Origin of the sequence: Variovorax multivorans (genome assembly GCF_051216835.1) — a bacterium.
Classification (GTDB): Bacteria; Pseudomonadota; Gammaproteobacteria; order Burkholderiales; family Burkholderiaceae_C; genus Variovorax.
On sequence record NZ_JBPJZL010000003.1, the window covers coordinates 275,470 to 289,823 of the forward strand.

Annotated in this window: 12 protein-coding genes; 7 read left to right on the forward strand and 5 right to left on the reverse strand. The window is 65.8% G+C overall.

The annotated features are described in order from the left end of the window. Positions 1-3: 3 nt before the first annotated feature. Entirely contained in the window at positions 4-1,809 is a 1,806-nt protein-coding gene (kdpA, locus tag ACSFCA_RS08325; RefSeq protein ID WP_435459282.1) for a potassium-transporting ATPase subunit KdpA, read from the reverse strand. Between the two features lie 2 nt (positions 1,810-1,811). Next, a complete protein-coding gene (kdpF, locus tag ACSFCA_RS08330) occupies positions 1,812-1,910 on the reverse strand; it encodes a K(+)-transporting ATPase subunit F (protein ID WP_093059552.1) in 99 nt (32 codons plus the stop codon). A gap of 416 nt (positions 1,911-2,326) precedes the next feature. On the opposite strand from kdpF, the gene ACSFCA_RS08335 reads away from it, so the two are divergent. Both ACSFCA_RS08335 and ACSFCA_RS08340 read left to right on the forward strand, forming a co-directional pair. Further along, positions 2,327-2,581 (forward strand): hypothetical protein, encoded by a 255-nt coding sequence (locus ACSFCA_RS08335; RefSeq protein ID WP_258353124.1) that lies wholly within the window; start codon positions 2,327-2,329, stop codon positions 2,579-2,581. 21 nt (positions 2,582-2,602) lie between these two features. Further along, complete coding sequence (locus ACSFCA_RS08340; protein ID WP_093081869.1) at positions 2,603-2,815, forward strand: hypothetical protein; 213 nt, start codon at positions 2,603-2,605, stop codon at positions 2,813-2,815. Positions 2,816-2,861: 46 nt separating this feature from the next. Here ACSFCA_RS08340 and ACSFCA_RS08345 read toward each other — a convergent pair whose 3' ends face one another. Together ACSFCA_RS08345 and ACSFCA_RS08350 are read right to left on the reverse strand one after the other, a co-directional pair. Continuing rightward, complete coding sequence (locus tag ACSFCA_RS08345; protein WP_435459281.1) at positions 2,862-3,653, reverse strand: alpha/beta fold hydrolase; 792 nt, start codon at positions 3,651-3,653, stop codon at positions 2,862-2,864. Between the two features lie 272 nt (positions 3,654-3,925). Continuing rightward, on the reverse strand, positions 3,926-4,534 hold the full coding sequence (locus tag ACSFCA_RS08350; RefSeq protein ID WP_435459280.1) for a TetR/AcrR family transcriptional regulator: 609 nt from the start codon (positions 4,532-4,534) through the stop codon (positions 3,926-3,928). Positions 4,535-4,644: 110 nt separating this feature from the next. Here ACSFCA_RS08350 and ACSFCA_RS08355 point away from each other — a divergent pair, with 110 nt between their 5' ends. The 3 genes from ACSFCA_RS08355 to ACSFCA_RS08365 all read left to right on the forward strand — a co-directional run bounded on the left by ACSFCA_RS08355 (position 4,645) and on the right by ACSFCA_RS08365 (position 10,555). Further along, complete coding sequence (locus ACSFCA_RS08355) at positions 4,645-5,676, forward strand: MBL fold metallo-hydrolase (protein ID WP_435459279.1); 1,032 nt, start codon at positions 4,645-4,647, stop codon at positions 5,674-5,676. 130 nt (positions 5,677-5,806) lie between these two features. Next, the gene (locus ACSFCA_RS08360) at positions 5,807-7,927 is read left to right on the forward strand and encodes a TonB-dependent siderophore receptor (protein WP_435459278.1); all 2,121 of its coding nucleotides are present in this window, start codon (positions 5,807-5,809) and stop codon (positions 7,925-7,927) included. Between the two features lie 63 nt (positions 7,928-7,990). Continuing rightward, positions 7,991-10,555: a PepSY domain-containing protein gene (locus ACSFCA_RS08365; RefSeq protein WP_435459277.1), complete on the forward strand. Its 2,565-nt coding sequence runs from the start codon at positions 7,991-7,993 to the stop codon at positions 10,553-10,555. A gap of 79 nt (positions 10,556-10,634) precedes the next feature. On the opposite strand, the gene ACSFCA_RS08370 is transcribed toward ACSFCA_RS08365, so the two are convergent. Next, positions 10,635-11,261, reverse strand: coding sequence for a TetR/AcrR family transcriptional regulator (locus ACSFCA_RS08370; protein WP_435459276.1), 627 nt, complete (start codon positions 11,259-11,261; stop codon positions 10,635-10,637). Between the two features lie 212 nt (positions 11,262-11,473). Between ACSFCA_RS08370 and ACSFCA_RS08375 the strand changes: the two genes are divergently transcribed. Then, positions 11,474-13,177 carry a tannase/feruloyl esterase family alpha/beta hydrolase gene (locus tag ACSFCA_RS08375; protein WP_435459275.1) on the forward strand — a complete coding sequence of 568 codons (1,704 nt, stop codon included), beginning with the start codon at positions 11,474-11,476 and terminating at the stop codon, positions 13,175-13,177. Then, on the forward strand, positions 13,174-14,334 hold the full coding sequence (locus ACSFCA_RS08380) for an ABC transporter substrate-binding protein (protein ID WP_435459274.1): 1,161 nt from the start codon (positions 13,174-13,176) through the stop codon (positions 14,332-14,334). The genes ACSFCA_RS08375 and ACSFCA_RS08380 overlap by 4 nt, the downstream gene beginning before the upstream one ends. Positions 14,335-14,354: the final 20 nt, after the last annotated feature.

Below are 14,354 nucleotides of genomic sequence, written 5' to 3' on the forward strand. Positions count from 1 at the left end.
GCCTCACTTCGCCCACAGCATCAGGTGCTCGACGACCGGTCCCAGCGCGAGCGCCGGCACGTAGTTGAGCAAGCCCACCAGCAGCACGGTGCCGATCAGCAGCGTCACGAACAGCGGCCCATGCGTGGGCATGGTGCCGGCCGTGACCGGAAGGCGCTTCTTGGCGGCGAGCGCGCCGGCAATGGCAAGCACCGGCACGATCACGCCGAAGCGGCCGAACCACATGACGACCGCCAGCAGCGCGTTGTAGAACGGCGTGTTGGCCGACAGGCCCGCGAAGGCGCTGCCGTTGTTGTTGCCGGCCGAGGTCAGCGCGTACAGGATTTCCGAGAAGCCATGCGCGCCGGGGTTGGCGATGCCGGCCTTGCCCGCATCCGCGATCACGGCAACGGCCGTGCCGGCCAGCACCAGGATCGGCGTCACCAGGATGGCGACCGAGGTGAGCTTCATCTCATAGACCTCGATCTTCTTGCCGAGGTACTCGGGCGTGCGGCCGATCATCAGGCCGGCGATGAACACCGCCAGGATGGCGAAGATCAGCATGCTGTAGAGCCCGGTGCCCACGCCGCCGAACACCACCTCGCCGAGCTGCATCAGCACCATGGGCACCATGCCGCCGAGCGGAGTGAGCGAGTCGTGCATGGCGTTCACCGCGCCGCACGAGGCGGCCGTGGTGATGGCGGCGAAGAGGGCCGAGGCGTCGATGCCGAAGCGCACTTCCTTGCCTTCCATGTTGCCGCCGCTTTGCAGCACGCTCGACACCTGGTCGACGCCCAGCGGCGTCAGCAGCGGGTTGCCGGCCTGCTCGGCAGGGGTGAGCACGACCACGGCGATGACGAAGATCACCGTCATGGCCGCGAGCACGGCCCAGCCCTGGCGGATGTCGCCGACCACGCGGCCGAAGGTGAAGCACAGCGCCGCCGGGATCACGAAGATCGCAAGCATCTGCAGCAGGTTCGCAAGCGCCGTCGGGTTCTCGTAGGGATGCGCCGAGTTGGCGTTGAAGAAGCCGCCGCCGTTGGTGCCGAGCATCTTGATGGCTTCCTGCGAAGCGACCGGGCCCATGGCGAGCGTCTGCGTCTTGGTGGTGGCGTCTTCCATCACCGGCTGGCCCTTGTCGTCCTTCAGCGGCTGGCCGTTGGCGTCGTTCTTCGGCTGCTGGAAGGCGGTGGTCTCGAGCGTGTCCACGGTCTTGTAGGCGTCGAAGTTCTGGATCACGCCCTGGCCCGCAAGGAACACCGCGAGCACGAAGGAGATCGGCAGCAACAGCCAGGTCGTGATGCGCGTGACATCGACCCAGAAGTTGCCCACGAAGCCCTTGCCGTCGGTGCGGCGCGCCGCAAAGCCGCGCACCAGCACGAAGGCCACTGCAATGCCCGTGGCGGCAGAGAAGAAGTTCTGCACCGTGAGGCCGAGCATCTGCGTGAGATAGCTCATGGTCGATTCACCGGCATAGCCCTGCCAGTTGGTGTTGGAGACGAAGCTCACCGCGGTGTTGAAGGCCGAGTCGGGCGACACGGCCGTCATGCCCGCCGGGTTGAACGGCAGCCAGCCCTGCAGTCGCTGCAGGCCATAGACAGCCAGTGCACCGACCGCGTTGAACGCGAGCAGCGCAAAGGCGTAGGTGCGCCAGTGCATGGAGTTGTCGGGCGAGACCCCGGCAAGCTTGTAGAGCGGTGCTTCGACGCGTTGAGTCCAACGCGGCATATGGCCAGTGCACATCGCCGCCAGGAAACGTCCGAGCGGCCATGCGAGCAAAAGCAGCACGACGAGATAGAGGGCCAGAAGCCCCCAGGCCGAGCTACTCATGATCAGAACTCCTCGGCGCAGATGAGCGCAAAGACGAGGTAGGCGAACAGGATCACGGCGATAAGCCCGGCGAACCCGTAAAGGACTTCAAGTCCGATCATGGCCGTTCTCCCTTGGGCGTATCGAGCTTGTGCAGCCCGACTACCAGTTCGGCCACTACGACCCACATGACCGCAATGGCGGCAATCCACACGATGTCCATTCATCACTCCTGCAAACGAAACAAGTCAGTGAGTCTCTGCAGGCGCGCGTAAAAACAGGGATAAATCTTGGGAGCGGGCTGTAAAAAGAATATAAAAATCCGGAGAGCGCGGTATGCAAAGGAACGACGCATCGCTTTGAAACATGCGAAAGCACGTGCCCCTTGACGAAAAGCCGGTGCTAGACTGCGCCGCTCCAACCGGAACGCCCTGCTGCCGGGCCTGAAGGCAAGACAGATTGCCCAAGGGGCTGCCGGTAGGCCCAGGCGGCGGTTCGCCGCTGCGACAGCGCTCGAGAGACCCCACAAAGGACCCCGATGAACGCGATCAAAGAAGCACGCCAGATCATCACGGCCGACCCGAACGGCGAGGAGTCCCTGACTCTGGCCCGACTCGTGCTGGCCCTGGAATCCGAGGGCGACTTTCCTCTTGCCAGCCTCTACACGCTGAGCCTCGGCACCTTCAGTCTTGCGATGGAAATCCTGAAGGAGTGGCGGATCGACCGCTACTACGCGAGAAAAGGAAAGCTGCTGGATGTGTCCTATCAGGCGCAAGTCCTGGCAGCACACTGAAACACCACCGGAGGCCGCACCTTGGAACGCACCATGGTCCCGGCAAGCCAGCTGCGGGTCATCATCGACGAGGTTGAACCTCACGCGTTTTCCTGGACGCTCATGGAGCGCAAGGAGACGGACATCATCGATGTGCAGGTGGCGCGCTCTCCGAAGAACTTTCCCGAATTCGATCTTGCACTGGAAGACGGCTTTCTCGCGCTGAAGGAATTGGCGCGCGAGCACAAGCGTTGACTGACGGCGCTGCCCGGTGCGTCACACCAGGCAGCACCCGGATCCATTACTTGGCAGCGGCGACAGACACCTTGTTCGCGGCTTGCTTGATCAACGCAGCTACGGCCTTGGGATTCGAAACGTAGACGGCGTGGCTGCCGGGGACTTCCGTCACGGTGGCACCCGCGCGCTTGGACATGTTGCGCTGCGCAGGCGGCGGGATCATCTTGTCGTCCTTGGCCACGAGGTACCAGCTCGGCTTCGACTTCCATGCCGGTTCGCTGACCGCTCCGGCGAGGGCGGCAACACCCCACGGCACCTGCGAATTCGCCATGAAGGCGGCCGTTTCGCTCTTCACGTCCGCTGCGAAAGAGGCAGCGAACTTCGTCTTGTCGAGCATCAGGAAGCCGTCGACCGGCGCAAGGATCGGGGGCACCGGCGCGCCGGGCGGCGGGTTCTTGATCAGCGAGTCGACCGACTCGCCCTTGTCGGGAGCGAACGCAGCGATATAGACGAGGCTCGCCACTTTTTCGTCGTTGCCTGCCTCGGTGACGACGACACCGCCATACGAGTGGCCGACGAGAACGACCGGCCCCTTCTGCGCGGCGATTGCACGCTTCGTGACAGCGACATCGTCAGCCAGCGAGATGGTCGGGTTCTGGACGATGGTGACGTCGTACCCGTCCTTCGTGAGGATCTTGTAGACGCCTTCCCAGCCGGAGCCGTCGACGAAACCACCGTGCACCAGGACGATGCCGGGCTTTGCCGTCGTGGCGGCGGCAGCGCTGGCCGCACCCGTTGCGATGACTGCGGCGCCGAAAGCGGCGGTGAAGAGCTTTGCGATCTTGAGCATGGACATTTGCAACTCCTGAATGCGCGCGTCAGCGCGCTGCTGATTGAACAAGTGCGTTACGGGCGATGCCACCGAAAGCCGCACACGAACTCTCGTGGTGCCGTAAATTTATGACTCAATAGTTTAAGTGTCAAGTATTTAGTAGTTAAGCTGTTTTCCGCTCGTGAGGGTTGACGAAAGCCGCGTTGGAGGGGATGAAAGTGACGCACGAAATTACGGCCGTCGGCACCTTGCGGGCGCGGACGGCCGTACTCTCGTGCAGCAGCACGAGTCTCGGCTTATGCCTCGTAGTGGCTGAGGAACAGGTCTACCGCCGCATTGGCGATCTGCCGCTGCGCCCGTGGCGCCAGCTTGGGCTGGCCCAGCGCGACCTGCGGCCAGAAGGCCACGCCCTTGACCAGGCTCTCCAGTTGCTGCGCGGCCAGTGAAGCGTCGCCTGCCTTCAGGCGGCCGTCCTTCTGTGCGGCGCGAATCCAGCCGAGCACCCCGCCCTCCTTCTGGCCCAGGCGATTCATCATCTCCTGCACGCGTTCAGGCGAATGGATGGCGGCCGCGATGGCCACGCGTGCGAGGTCGAGAAAGTTGTCGTCGGCCAGCAGGGACATTTTCTGCATCAGCAGCGCGAGCAACTGCTCGCGCACCGGCACATCTGCTCGATAGGGCAGCTCTTCCTGGCTCGCGGCACTTTCCCACAGCACGCGCAGGATCTCGGCGAAGAGTTCGTCCTTGCTCGGAAAGTGGTTGTACAGCGTGCGCTTCGAAACCTCGGCGCGGGCGGCGATCTTGTCGACGCTCGTAGCCTCGAAGCCACTGGCGCGGAATTCGGCGATGGCGGCCTGGACGATCGCCTCGCGCTTGCGGTCGGTAAGACGTATAGCCTGGGTCATGGGGCGGATTTTACACCGCTGAGTTTACTTTTCCGGAATTCGCTGTACACTCCGAAAAATTACACCGCCTGGTGTACTTTTTATCCTCCCTCTTGATCGGAGTGCTCCGCATGACCAACCAGTCCCTCTGCCTTCGCCGTAGCGAGCCCGTCGTTCGCGCCTCGTCGCCGCGACAGCTCGACGGCAAGTTCCGCAATGTCGTGCCACGCGAGGAGCCCGGTTTCGCCAAGACGCTCGCCATTGCCTGGCGAGTGCTGACACAGAAGCCCGACACCACGGTGCCGCGCGCGCCGATTCCGGTGCAGCCCCTCAGCGCGGCAGCACTGGCCTCCGCACCCGACGCAAGCTTGTTCCGTCTCGGGCATTCCACCCTGCTCCTGAAGCTTGCCGGCGAGTTCTGGCTCACCGACCCGGTGTTTTCCGAACGCGCATCGCCGTTCCAGTGGATGGGGCCGAAGCGCTTTCATGCACCGCCCATTGCCATCGACGATCTGCCGCCGATCAAGGGCGTGATCCTGTCGCACGACCACTACGACCATCTCGACCACGCAGCCATCATGAAGCTGGCGCCCAAGGTGGATGTGTTCATCACGCCCATCGGTGTGGGCGACCGTTTGATCGCCTGGGGCGTGGACGCGGCCAAGGTGCAGCAGCTCGACTGGTGGCAGCAGACGGCTGTGGCGGGCGTACGGCTCGTGGCGGTGCCGGCGCAGCATTTTTCCGGCCGCAGCCTCACCGACAGCGACCGCACCCTGTGGGTGTCGTGGGTGATCATGGCCGGCGACCTGCGCCTGTTCTTCAGCGGAGACACCGGCTACCACGCCGACTTCAAGACCATCGGCGAGCGCTTCGGCCCCTTCGATGTGACGATGCTCGAAACCGGCGCCTACGACGCCCAGTGGCCCGAGGTGCACATGCAGCCCGAAGAAACGCTGCAGGCCCATCTCGACCTCAAGGGCCGCTGGCTGATGCCCGTGCACAACGGCACCTTCGACCTGGCGATGCACGCCTGGCACGAGCCCTTCGACCGCATCCAGGCGCTGGCCGAAGCGGCAGGCGTCGCACTGGCCACACCGGGCATGGGCGAGCAGCTGTCGCTCGCCGAGCCGCACACGGGGCAGCGCTGGTGGCGCGAGCTCTAGCAGCAAACTCCGCCTCGAAGACACCCGCACAAAAGAGAGAATGATTCTCATCCGTACGCATGAGATAAACTTCGCCTGAATTCTCTTTGAGTACTGCGCGCTTGCACGCGGCGCGGGCTCGCACGCTCCCATGCACAAGCTCTTTCTGGCAACGCCACTCGCGCTCGCGGGCGCCGTTTCTTACTCTCACGCACAGACGCCCGACTCCGCTTCTGATGCGTCCGGGCAACTCAGCACAGTCACGGTGCAATCCAGTGCCACCAACGGGTTCGTCGCGAATACCGTGGAGGCCGGCACATTCCGGGGCGCCAACATCCTGGAGGTTCCAGCGACGGTCAACACGGTCACGAGCGACGTGTTCGAACTCCAGGGTGCAGCAGGTATCTACGACGTGCTGCGCAACACTGCCGGCGTGACGCGCCAGCAGAACGGCGGCGACACCTTCGACCAGCTCGTGATCCGCGGCATCGCGGTCGAGAACCGGACGAACTACCGGCTCAACGGTTCGCTCGCAATTCCCAACGTCTCCGAGATCCCCATGGAGAACAAGGAGCGTGTCGAGGTGCTGAAAGGGGCCTCGGCGCTCTACTACGGCTTCACCACGCCGGCCGGCATCATCAACCTGGTGACCAAGCGCGCCGGCAGCACACCGGTGACCTCCGTTGGCCTCACCGTCGACGACAAGGGTTCGCTACAGGCATCCACCGACATCGGGCGCCAGTTCGGCGACCAGAACCAGTTCGGGGTGCGAATCAACGCGGCCGGCGGCCGTGTCGGCTCCAACATCGACGGCATAGACGGCAACCGCAGGTTCGTGTCGGCTGCTTTCGACTGGCGCGTCAACAACCGCCTCACCCTCAAGGCCGACGTCGAAAACTACCGCAAGCGCATCACCGAGCAGGCTGGCATCACGAGGCCGGCGGCCGTCAACGGCGTGATCACCCTGCCCGCCCTGCCCGACCCGAACAAGCTGCTGGGCCCGGCCTGGGCAGTCTTCGACGCCGAAGTCACCAACACCCAGTTGCGCGCCGACTATTCGCTCAGCGACAACTGGGCGCTGACGGTGGAAGCCGGGCACTCCGAAGCCGAGCGCGACCGCAGGCTCGCCAGCTTCAGCAACTACAACGTGCGGACCGGCGCAGGCCGCATCACCGGCAACGACCAGAGCCTGAAGCAGACCTCCGACCTGTTCCGCACCGAGCTGTTCGGCACGTTCTCGACCGGCAGCTTGCAGCACGAACTCACCATCGGCGCCGCGCAGAGCAAGAAAACGCAGGACCCGATCTACCAGCGCAACTACGGCGGCGCGAGCACCGCGCAGAACCTGTACAACCCGGTCGTCATCGGCTACCTGCCGCTGACCGCGCTCCCGACGCGGCCCACCACCGGGGCACAGGACAGCAAGGAACTGGGCCTCTACGCACTCGACCGCATCACCTTCTCGCCGCAATGGCAGTTGGTGGTCGGTGCGCGCCATACGCACTTCGAGAGCACGCAGGGCGCGAGCGCCACGATCCCCCTGATCGCCTTCGACGTGCGCAAGACCACGCCGCTCGCGGCGCTCAGCTACAAGTTCACGCCCGACCTGGTGGGCTACGTGTCATACGCACAAGGCGTAGAGGAAGGCGAAATTGCGCCTGCCGGCACCACCAACCAGAACGCCCACATGCCACCCGGCGTGAGCAAGCAGAAAGAAATCGGCCTGCGCTGGCTCACCAGTGGCGGCATGCTGCTGTCCGGCGCCCTGTTCGACATCGAGCGCCCGGGCGCCTACACCAACAGCGCCAACACCTTCGTGGCCGACGGACGGCAGCGCTACCGCGGCCTCGAACTCTCGGCACAGGGCCGCCTGACCCGTGCACTCGCGTGGCAGCTCTCGGCCCAATCGCTCGACGCCGAGTTCCGCGACATCAACGCGCAGTACAACGGCAAGATGCCCGAGAACACCGCCAAGCAAACGGCCAGCGCCTTCCTCTCGTACGACATCGCGGCGGTGCCGGGCCTGTCGGTCAATGGCGGGGCCTACTACACGGGGCGGCGCCCGGTGGACGACCTGAACCAGGCGTTCATCGGCGGAAACACCATCTTCGGCCTGGGCGCCCGCTACGTCACGCAGCTGTTCGGCAAGCGCACCCTGTGGCAGATCAACATCGACAACGTCGCCGACAAGCGCTACTGGGCGGCGGCCGGCACGCGGCTGGCCGTTGGAACGCCGCGCTCGGTCAAGGCAACGCTGAAGATCGATCTCTGATCGATCTCTGACACCAACAACAACCCGGCCGCCCCCACGGCGGCTCCAACCCCACTTCTCGACATGGCCCTCCTGAGGCGCGCCTGGTTCCAGATCCACTGGTTCATCGGCATCACAGCCGGGTCCGTGCTCGTGCTGATCGGGCTGACCGGAGCCACGCTCTCCTTCCGCGCCGAGATCATCGACGCGATCAATCCCGAACTGCGCCACGCACCCAACCCAAGCGGCGCGGTGGCGCTGTTGCCCGCTGCACTGGCGCAGCAGTTGCAGGCGGCGCATCCAAAGCGCCGGATCGGCACGCTCACCGTGTTCGCCGAACCCGGGCGGCCGGCACGCGTCAATTTCGCCCCACCGGAAGGCCAGCGCCAGGGCGAAGTGCGACTGGTCGATCCATGGACGGCCGAGCTGCTGCCCGAGCCGAAAGGCGACGCCTTCTTCGAGTTTGTCGAAAGCCTGCACCGATGGCTGCTGCTGCCCCGCGACACGGGCAAGCCCGTCACCGGTACCCTGGCCACGGGCCTGCTGATCCTGGCGTTGTCGGGCCTCTATCTGCGCTGGCCACGCCGGCCGCTTGCCTGGCGGGCCTGGCTGAAGCTCGACTTCGCACTCACCGGTCGCGCATTTCTCTGGAACCTGCATGCGGTGGTCGGCACCATTGCACTGCTGGCGTACCTGGCCTCCAGCCTGACGGGCCTCTACTGGGGCTTCGATGGTGTGCGAACGCTGATCGACAACGCAGCAGGCGAAGGTCGCATGGTCCGCACGCAACGCATGCAGGCCGGCGGCGCACAGGCCAAGACGGCTGTGGCACCCAAGCCCGACCTGCAACGGGTGTGGCAATCCTTCCTGCAGGAAACCAACGGCGACTGGAGCCTGGTCACGCTGCGCATGCCCACGCGCAACGCAACGCAGATCGAAGCGACCTACCTGCGTGCCAACCCCGAACACGAGCGAGCGCGCAACCGTCTCTATCTCGATGCCGTCACCGGTGAAGCCACGCAGCATGAACGCTATGCCGACAAGCCGTTGGCGGGCCGACTGGTCAACAGCATCTATCCGCTGCACATGGGAACCTACTGGGGCCTGCCCGGCCGTATCGTGATGACGCTCAGCAGCCTGGGGCTGTCGCTGTTCGCGATCACCGGATGGATGCTCTATCTCGGACGCCGACGCACGAAGCGGGCAGTGCGCGACGAACGCGCACGCCTCAGCCCCGCCCTGCAACCGGCCGGCCGCGGCGCCGAGCCCGTGCTGCTCACCTTCGCAACGCAAACCGGCCACGCGGAGCGCATCGCGCTGCAGACGGCGGCGGTGCTGCAATCGGCTGGCGTCGCAGTGGTGCTGCAGCCACTGGTCCGCCTGAGCGTGGATGCGCTGCAGCGCTACCGCAAGGTGCTGCTGGTGGCCAGCACCTTCGGCGACGGCGATCCGCCGGACAGCCTGCGCGCCTTTGCACGCCAGTTCGCGCGACAGACCGGTTCCGGCTTGCAGCACGTGCGCTACGGGTTGCTCGCTCTGGGCGACAGGCACTACGCCAACTTCTGCGGCTTCGGCAGAGCGCTCGACCACGATCTGCGCGGCCATGGCGCGCAGGCGCTGTTCCCGATGATCGAAGTGAGCAACGGCGATGCCGGCGCCCTCGCGCGCTGGCAGCAGTCGCTGGCCGACGCGTTCGCGGTGCAGGTCGACACTTGGCAAACGCACCAGCCGAAGGCGGCACCCTTCGAGCCGTGGCGCCTCGTGCGTCGCACGCTGCTCAACGCAGGCAGTCAAGGTGCCCCCCTTTTCGAGATCGAACTGGCCCGCCCCGATTCGGCAGCCTGGGCGCCAGGTGCACTCGTCGAACTGCTGCCGCGCCAGGCTGGCCCCGCAGTCGAGCGGTTCCTGCGCGACGCCGGGATCGACGGGCGAACACCCGTCCGCTTCGATGGCCATGAGTGCACGCTCGAAGATGCCCTGTCTCGCAGCACACTTGCGACGGCGACACCCGCTGCAACCGCGCAGGCGTTGGCCGACACGCTAGTGCCGCTGGCGCCGCGCAGCTACTCGGTGGCATCGATTGCGGCGGACGGCTGCGTGCAATTGCTGGTGCGCCAGGTTCGCCACGATGGCGGACTTGGCATCGCATCAGGCTGGTTGACCGCCTCGGCCCCGACAGACACCGCCATCGAGTTGCGCCTGCTGCCCAATCCCGGTTTTGCGCTGGTCGACGACGAGATGCCGTGCATCTTCATCGGCAACGGTTCCGGCTTTGCCGGCCTGCGCGCGCATCTTCGCGAACGCGCGCGGCGGGGACACGGGCGCAACTGGCTGGTCTACGGCGAGCGGAACACCGCACAAGATTCCTTCTGCGCCACGGACATCGCGCAATGGCAGGCCGCCGGAGCGCTGGAGCGCATCGACCTGGTGTTCTCTCGCGACCAAGCCCAGCGCCGGTACGTGCAAGACCAGTTGCGCGAAGCTGCCGATGCGCTGCGGCAATGGGTTGCCGAGCGTGCCGTGATCTATGTATGCGGCAGCCTCGAAGGCATGGCCCCGGGCGTCGATTCGGCGCTGCGCGAGGCTCTGGGTGAGCAGGTCTTCGACGACCTGGTCGCCCAGGGCCGCTATCGCCGCGATGTCTATTGAGTCACGGCGGGACGCCGTATCCGGCGAAGGCCCGGCTCATGTGCAGCATCCCGAAGAGATTGGCCTCGAGTTGCTCGCGCTACTGCTTGCGCGTTGTCTTCCGTGGCTCGATGTCCATCCCTGAGATGCCGTTTACGAACAGCTGAGTCGCGATCGGCACCATCTGCTCGTAGGTGAAGCGCCCCTCGGGGCGGAACCAGGTGAACATCCAGTTGAGCATGCCGAACAGGAACATCGTCAGCAGCTTGTGAAGCTGCGCGTCGTGCAGGTCCGGGCGTGACGCGGCGATGGCGTCGGCAAACACCTGCACCACCGTGCGCTCCTTGTCGAGCACGCAGGCTTGCGCCTCAGGGTCCAGGAAGCGCACGTCTTCAGTGAGCACGCGGTGCTCGTTCTGCGCCTCCGCGTACTCGAGCATGAACGCCTCGATCAGCTCGGGCAGCCGCTGCTCGGCGGCGAGGTCCAGCGCCTCCACGCCCGTCACGATGTCGACCAGGCGCGAGACATGGCCGTGCGCGATATAGAACAGCACCTCGGCCTTGTCCTTGAAGTGGTGGTACAGGCCGGGCTTGGACAGATGGCTGGCTTCGGCGATCTCGTTCATCGACGTCGCTGCGTAGCCCTTGCGGGCGAACAGCTCGGCGGCGCTCCTGGCGATCAGGCTGCGCTGGTCGCTCGGGCGGGAAGAGGGGGAGTCAACGGTCATGGGTCGAGATGGATGAGCCCTGCGCCAGGCGGCGGCAGCGCGATCGCCGATCTTAGGGGTTAGTCCCGAGCTTTCGCCGCTTGCCTGTATTCGCGCTCCTGCGTTAGTCTCGCCCAGCCCATTACCGACCGGTCGGTCGGCATCTTGACGATCACCCGACCCAACGAGAGGCACCGGATATCCGGTGCACAAAACAAACATTGGAGACGACCATGCGCGACGAAAAACGTGTCCCCCGAGCCCTGCTGCCGAAGGGCTTGCTGCTGGCTGCGGGCCTGGCCCTGCAAGCCTGCGGAGGCGGCGGGGGAGGAGGCGGTGGCTCTCTGCCGATCGTTCCTGCGCCCGCGCCTGCTCCTGCGCCCCCTGCACCGCCGCCGCCTGCGGGGCCCACCGCCGAGCAACTCAAGGCCACCTGCAACGCGCTCACCGGACAGGTCATCGAGGGCGTGACCGTCACGGGCACTGCGCGCTTCGAGGCGAAGGCGCCGATCTATTCGTCAGGCTTTTGCCAAGTGCTCGGCACGCGCGCGCCCTTCCTCGACATCGAGATCGATGTGCCGGACAACTGGACCGGACGCTACTGGCAGCAGGGCGGCGGTGGCTTCGACGGACGCATCGCCTCTGTTGTGACGAAGGACGCGGGCGGTGCCGTGACCGCGGTCGATCCCACGCTCGCCCTGAAGGGCGCGGTGTACGCGGCATCGAACGGAGGCAACCGGGCCAGTGTTCCTGCGCAGGCGGCGCCGGGCGTCTGGGCAAGCGGCACGCCCGAAGGCCAGCAGTCGGCCGTCGACTACGCGTACGCCGCGGGAGGCACCACGGTGCGTTTCGGCAAGGCCGTCGCCAGGGCCTTCTTCGGCAAGGCGCCGACGCACAGCTACTTCAACGGATGTTCCAACGGTGGACGCAACGCCTACATCGCAGCGCAGCGCTGGCCCCAGGAATTCGACGGCATCGTCGCCGGCTGTGAAACCATGGACATGGGCGGGGCCGTCACCGGCCTGATGAACACGGCCGCCAAGGTTGCCACGCCGGCCGAAATCACCCCTGCCCAGTACGCCGCCGCCTACACAGCCGCAGTGACAGCCTGCGACGCCAGCGACGGCGCGACCGATGGCTACCTCGCCAACCCCGGTGCCTGCACCCTCCCCGCCGCGTCGCTGCAATGCGGCCAGCCCGGCGCGAATGCCGACCCCACCCTGTGCCTGTCGGCTGCGCAGGTTCCCACGCTCGCGGGCCTGCTCGGCGACCTGACGCTGGCCACCGGCGCTACCGCGTACAGCAAGTACAACTGGACCAACTTCGCTCCTGCTTCCGCCATTCCCGGCGTGCCGGCGCTGGGCGTCACGAGCTACGGCGGCCTGGGTGGCGGTTTCGCGTTCCTGGCAACGAACGATCCCCTGTGGTTCGGTGCGCCTCCCCCGGGCACGGCGCCGGCCCCCAACCTGGCAAGCTTCGACATCAACCGCGACTACTACGTCTTCAGCAGCGGCCTTCAACGCATCGGCGCCGACCACGACAAGAACGCCATCGCGGCCTACGTGGCGTCGGGCCGCAAGCTGCTCTCGTGGCACGACGCAGGAGATCCGCTGCTGTCGGTCAACGATCACGTTCGCAACTTCACCACCATGTCCGGTGTCGCCAAGACGTTCGGGCTGACCGACCCTCGCACCAACGCCCGCATGTTCATCGTTCCCGCTTCGACCCACGGGGCGGGCGGCAACCTGGCCGAGGTCGACTGGCTCAGCGCCATCGTCGACTGGGTAGAGAACAGCAAGGCGCCGGATCAGCTGACCTACAACTTCAGGGTGGGCGCCACGGCCCGCACGATGCCGGTCTGCGAGGCGCCGAAGTATCCGCGCTACAACGGGACGGGCGACGTCAACTCTGCGGCCAGCTTCACCTGCACGCCGTGACGACCGCAGCTACGGCAACGCGACGTCGGGCCTTGCAAGCCATGGGGGCTGGGGCGGCGGCGCTGGTTGCCGCGCCATGGGCGTCGCCGGCTCCACGCGCCGAGGCAGACACCGAGATCCTGATCGGCCAGTCGTGCCAGCTGAGCGGCCCGCTCGCCCCGCTGACGCGCGAACTCCAGGAAGGCGCCGGGTGGTGCTTCGAGCAGGTCAATGCCAAGGGCGGTGTGCACGGGCGGCAGATCAGGCTCGTCGCGCTCGACGATGCCTACGACCCCAAGCGCACGGCAGAAAACGTGCGGCAGCTGATCGAGAAGAATGGCGTTTTCGCGCTCTTCAATCTCGCGGGCACGCCGACCACCCTGGCCGCGCTGCCGGTATTGCGGGAGTACAAGGTGCCGCTGATCGCGCCCTTCACCGGAACCGATGTCCTGCGCAGCAGCCTCGACAAATACGTCTTCAACGTGCGCGCGGGCTATGCGGACGAGATCGAGAAGATCGTGCAGCACCTCAGCGTCCTGGGCATCGATCGCGTGGGCGTGGCCTATCTGAACAACTCGTTCGGCGCGGGAGGACTCGACGCCGTCAAGAGCGCAGCCGCCAAGCGTGGCGTGGCGCTTGCGGCGGCAACGCCGCTGGAGATCGACGGCAGCAGGCTGCAAGAGGCGGCGCAAGACCTCGCGCGCTCCAGGCCGCCGGTGATCATCCTGGCTACGGCAGGCAAGGTCACGAGCGACTTCATCGCGGCCTATCAGTCGTCCGGAGCCAGCGCGCAGTTCTATGCCTTGTCCGTGGTCAGTTCCCAGCAACTGATTCAGGCCCTTGGCGATCGCAGCAAGGGAGTCGCCATCGCCCAGGTGATGCCCTACCCGTGGGGCAACGCCACAAAGCTTGCGCGCGAGCTCTCCGACCTTGCGAGCCGCAAGGCAGTGGAGGTCGGCTACAACCACATGGAGGGCTTCGTGTCCGCCAAGGTGCTCGTCGAAGGATTGCAGCAGGCTGGCTCGTCCCCTACGCGCGAGAGCCTCGTGCGAGGCCTCGAAGGGCTTCGCGAACTCGACCTTGGCGGATACGTGGTGCGCTTTTCCGACCGCAGCCACAACGGATCGAGCTATGTCGAGCTGACGATCGTTGGTGCCTCGAAACGGGTCTTGCGCTGACCTGCAGAAATCCAGATCCA

Excerpts from the sequence above, each read along its gene's own strand:
- kdpA (WP_435459282.1), bottom strand. The coding sequence starts at position 1,809 with ATGAGTAGCTCGGCCTGGGGGCTTCTGGCCCTCTATCTCGTCGTGCTG.
- kdpF (WP_093059552.1), bottom strand. The coding sequence starts at position 1,910 with ATGATCGGACTTGAAGTCCTTTACGGGTTCGCCGGGCTTATCGCCGTG.
- ACSFCA_RS08335 (WP_258353124.1), top strand. The coding sequence starts at position 2,327 with ATGAACGCGATCAAAGAAGCACGCCAGATCATCACGGCCGACCCGAAC.
- ACSFCA_RS08345 (WP_435459281.1), bottom strand. The coding sequence starts at position 3,653 with ATGTCCATGCTCAAGATCGCAAAGCTCTTCACCGCCGCTTTCGGCGCC.
- ACSFCA_RS08350 (WP_435459280.1), bottom strand. The coding sequence starts at position 4,534 with ATGACCCAGGCTATACGTCTTACCGACCGCAAGCGCGAGGCGATCGTC.
- ACSFCA_RS08355 (WP_435459279.1), top strand. The coding sequence starts at position 4,645 with ATGACCAACCAGTCCCTCTGCCTTCGCCGTAGCGAGCCCGTCGTTCGC.
- ACSFCA_RS08360 (WP_435459278.1), top strand. The coding sequence starts at position 5,807 with ATGCACAAGCTCTTTCTGGCAACGCCACTCGCGCTCGCGGGCGCCGTT.
- ACSFCA_RS08365 (WP_435459277.1), top strand. The coding sequence starts at position 7,991 with ATGGCCCTCCTGAGGCGCGCCTGGTTCCAGATCCACTGGTTCATCGGC.
- ACSFCA_RS08370 (WP_435459276.1), bottom strand. The coding sequence starts at position 11,261 with ATGACCGTTGACTCCCCCTCTTCCCGCCCGAGCGACCAGCGCAGCCTG.
- ACSFCA_RS08375 (WP_435459275.1), top strand. The coding sequence starts at position 11,474 with ATGCGCGACGAAAAACGTGTCCCCCGAGCCCTGCTGCCGAAGGGCTTG.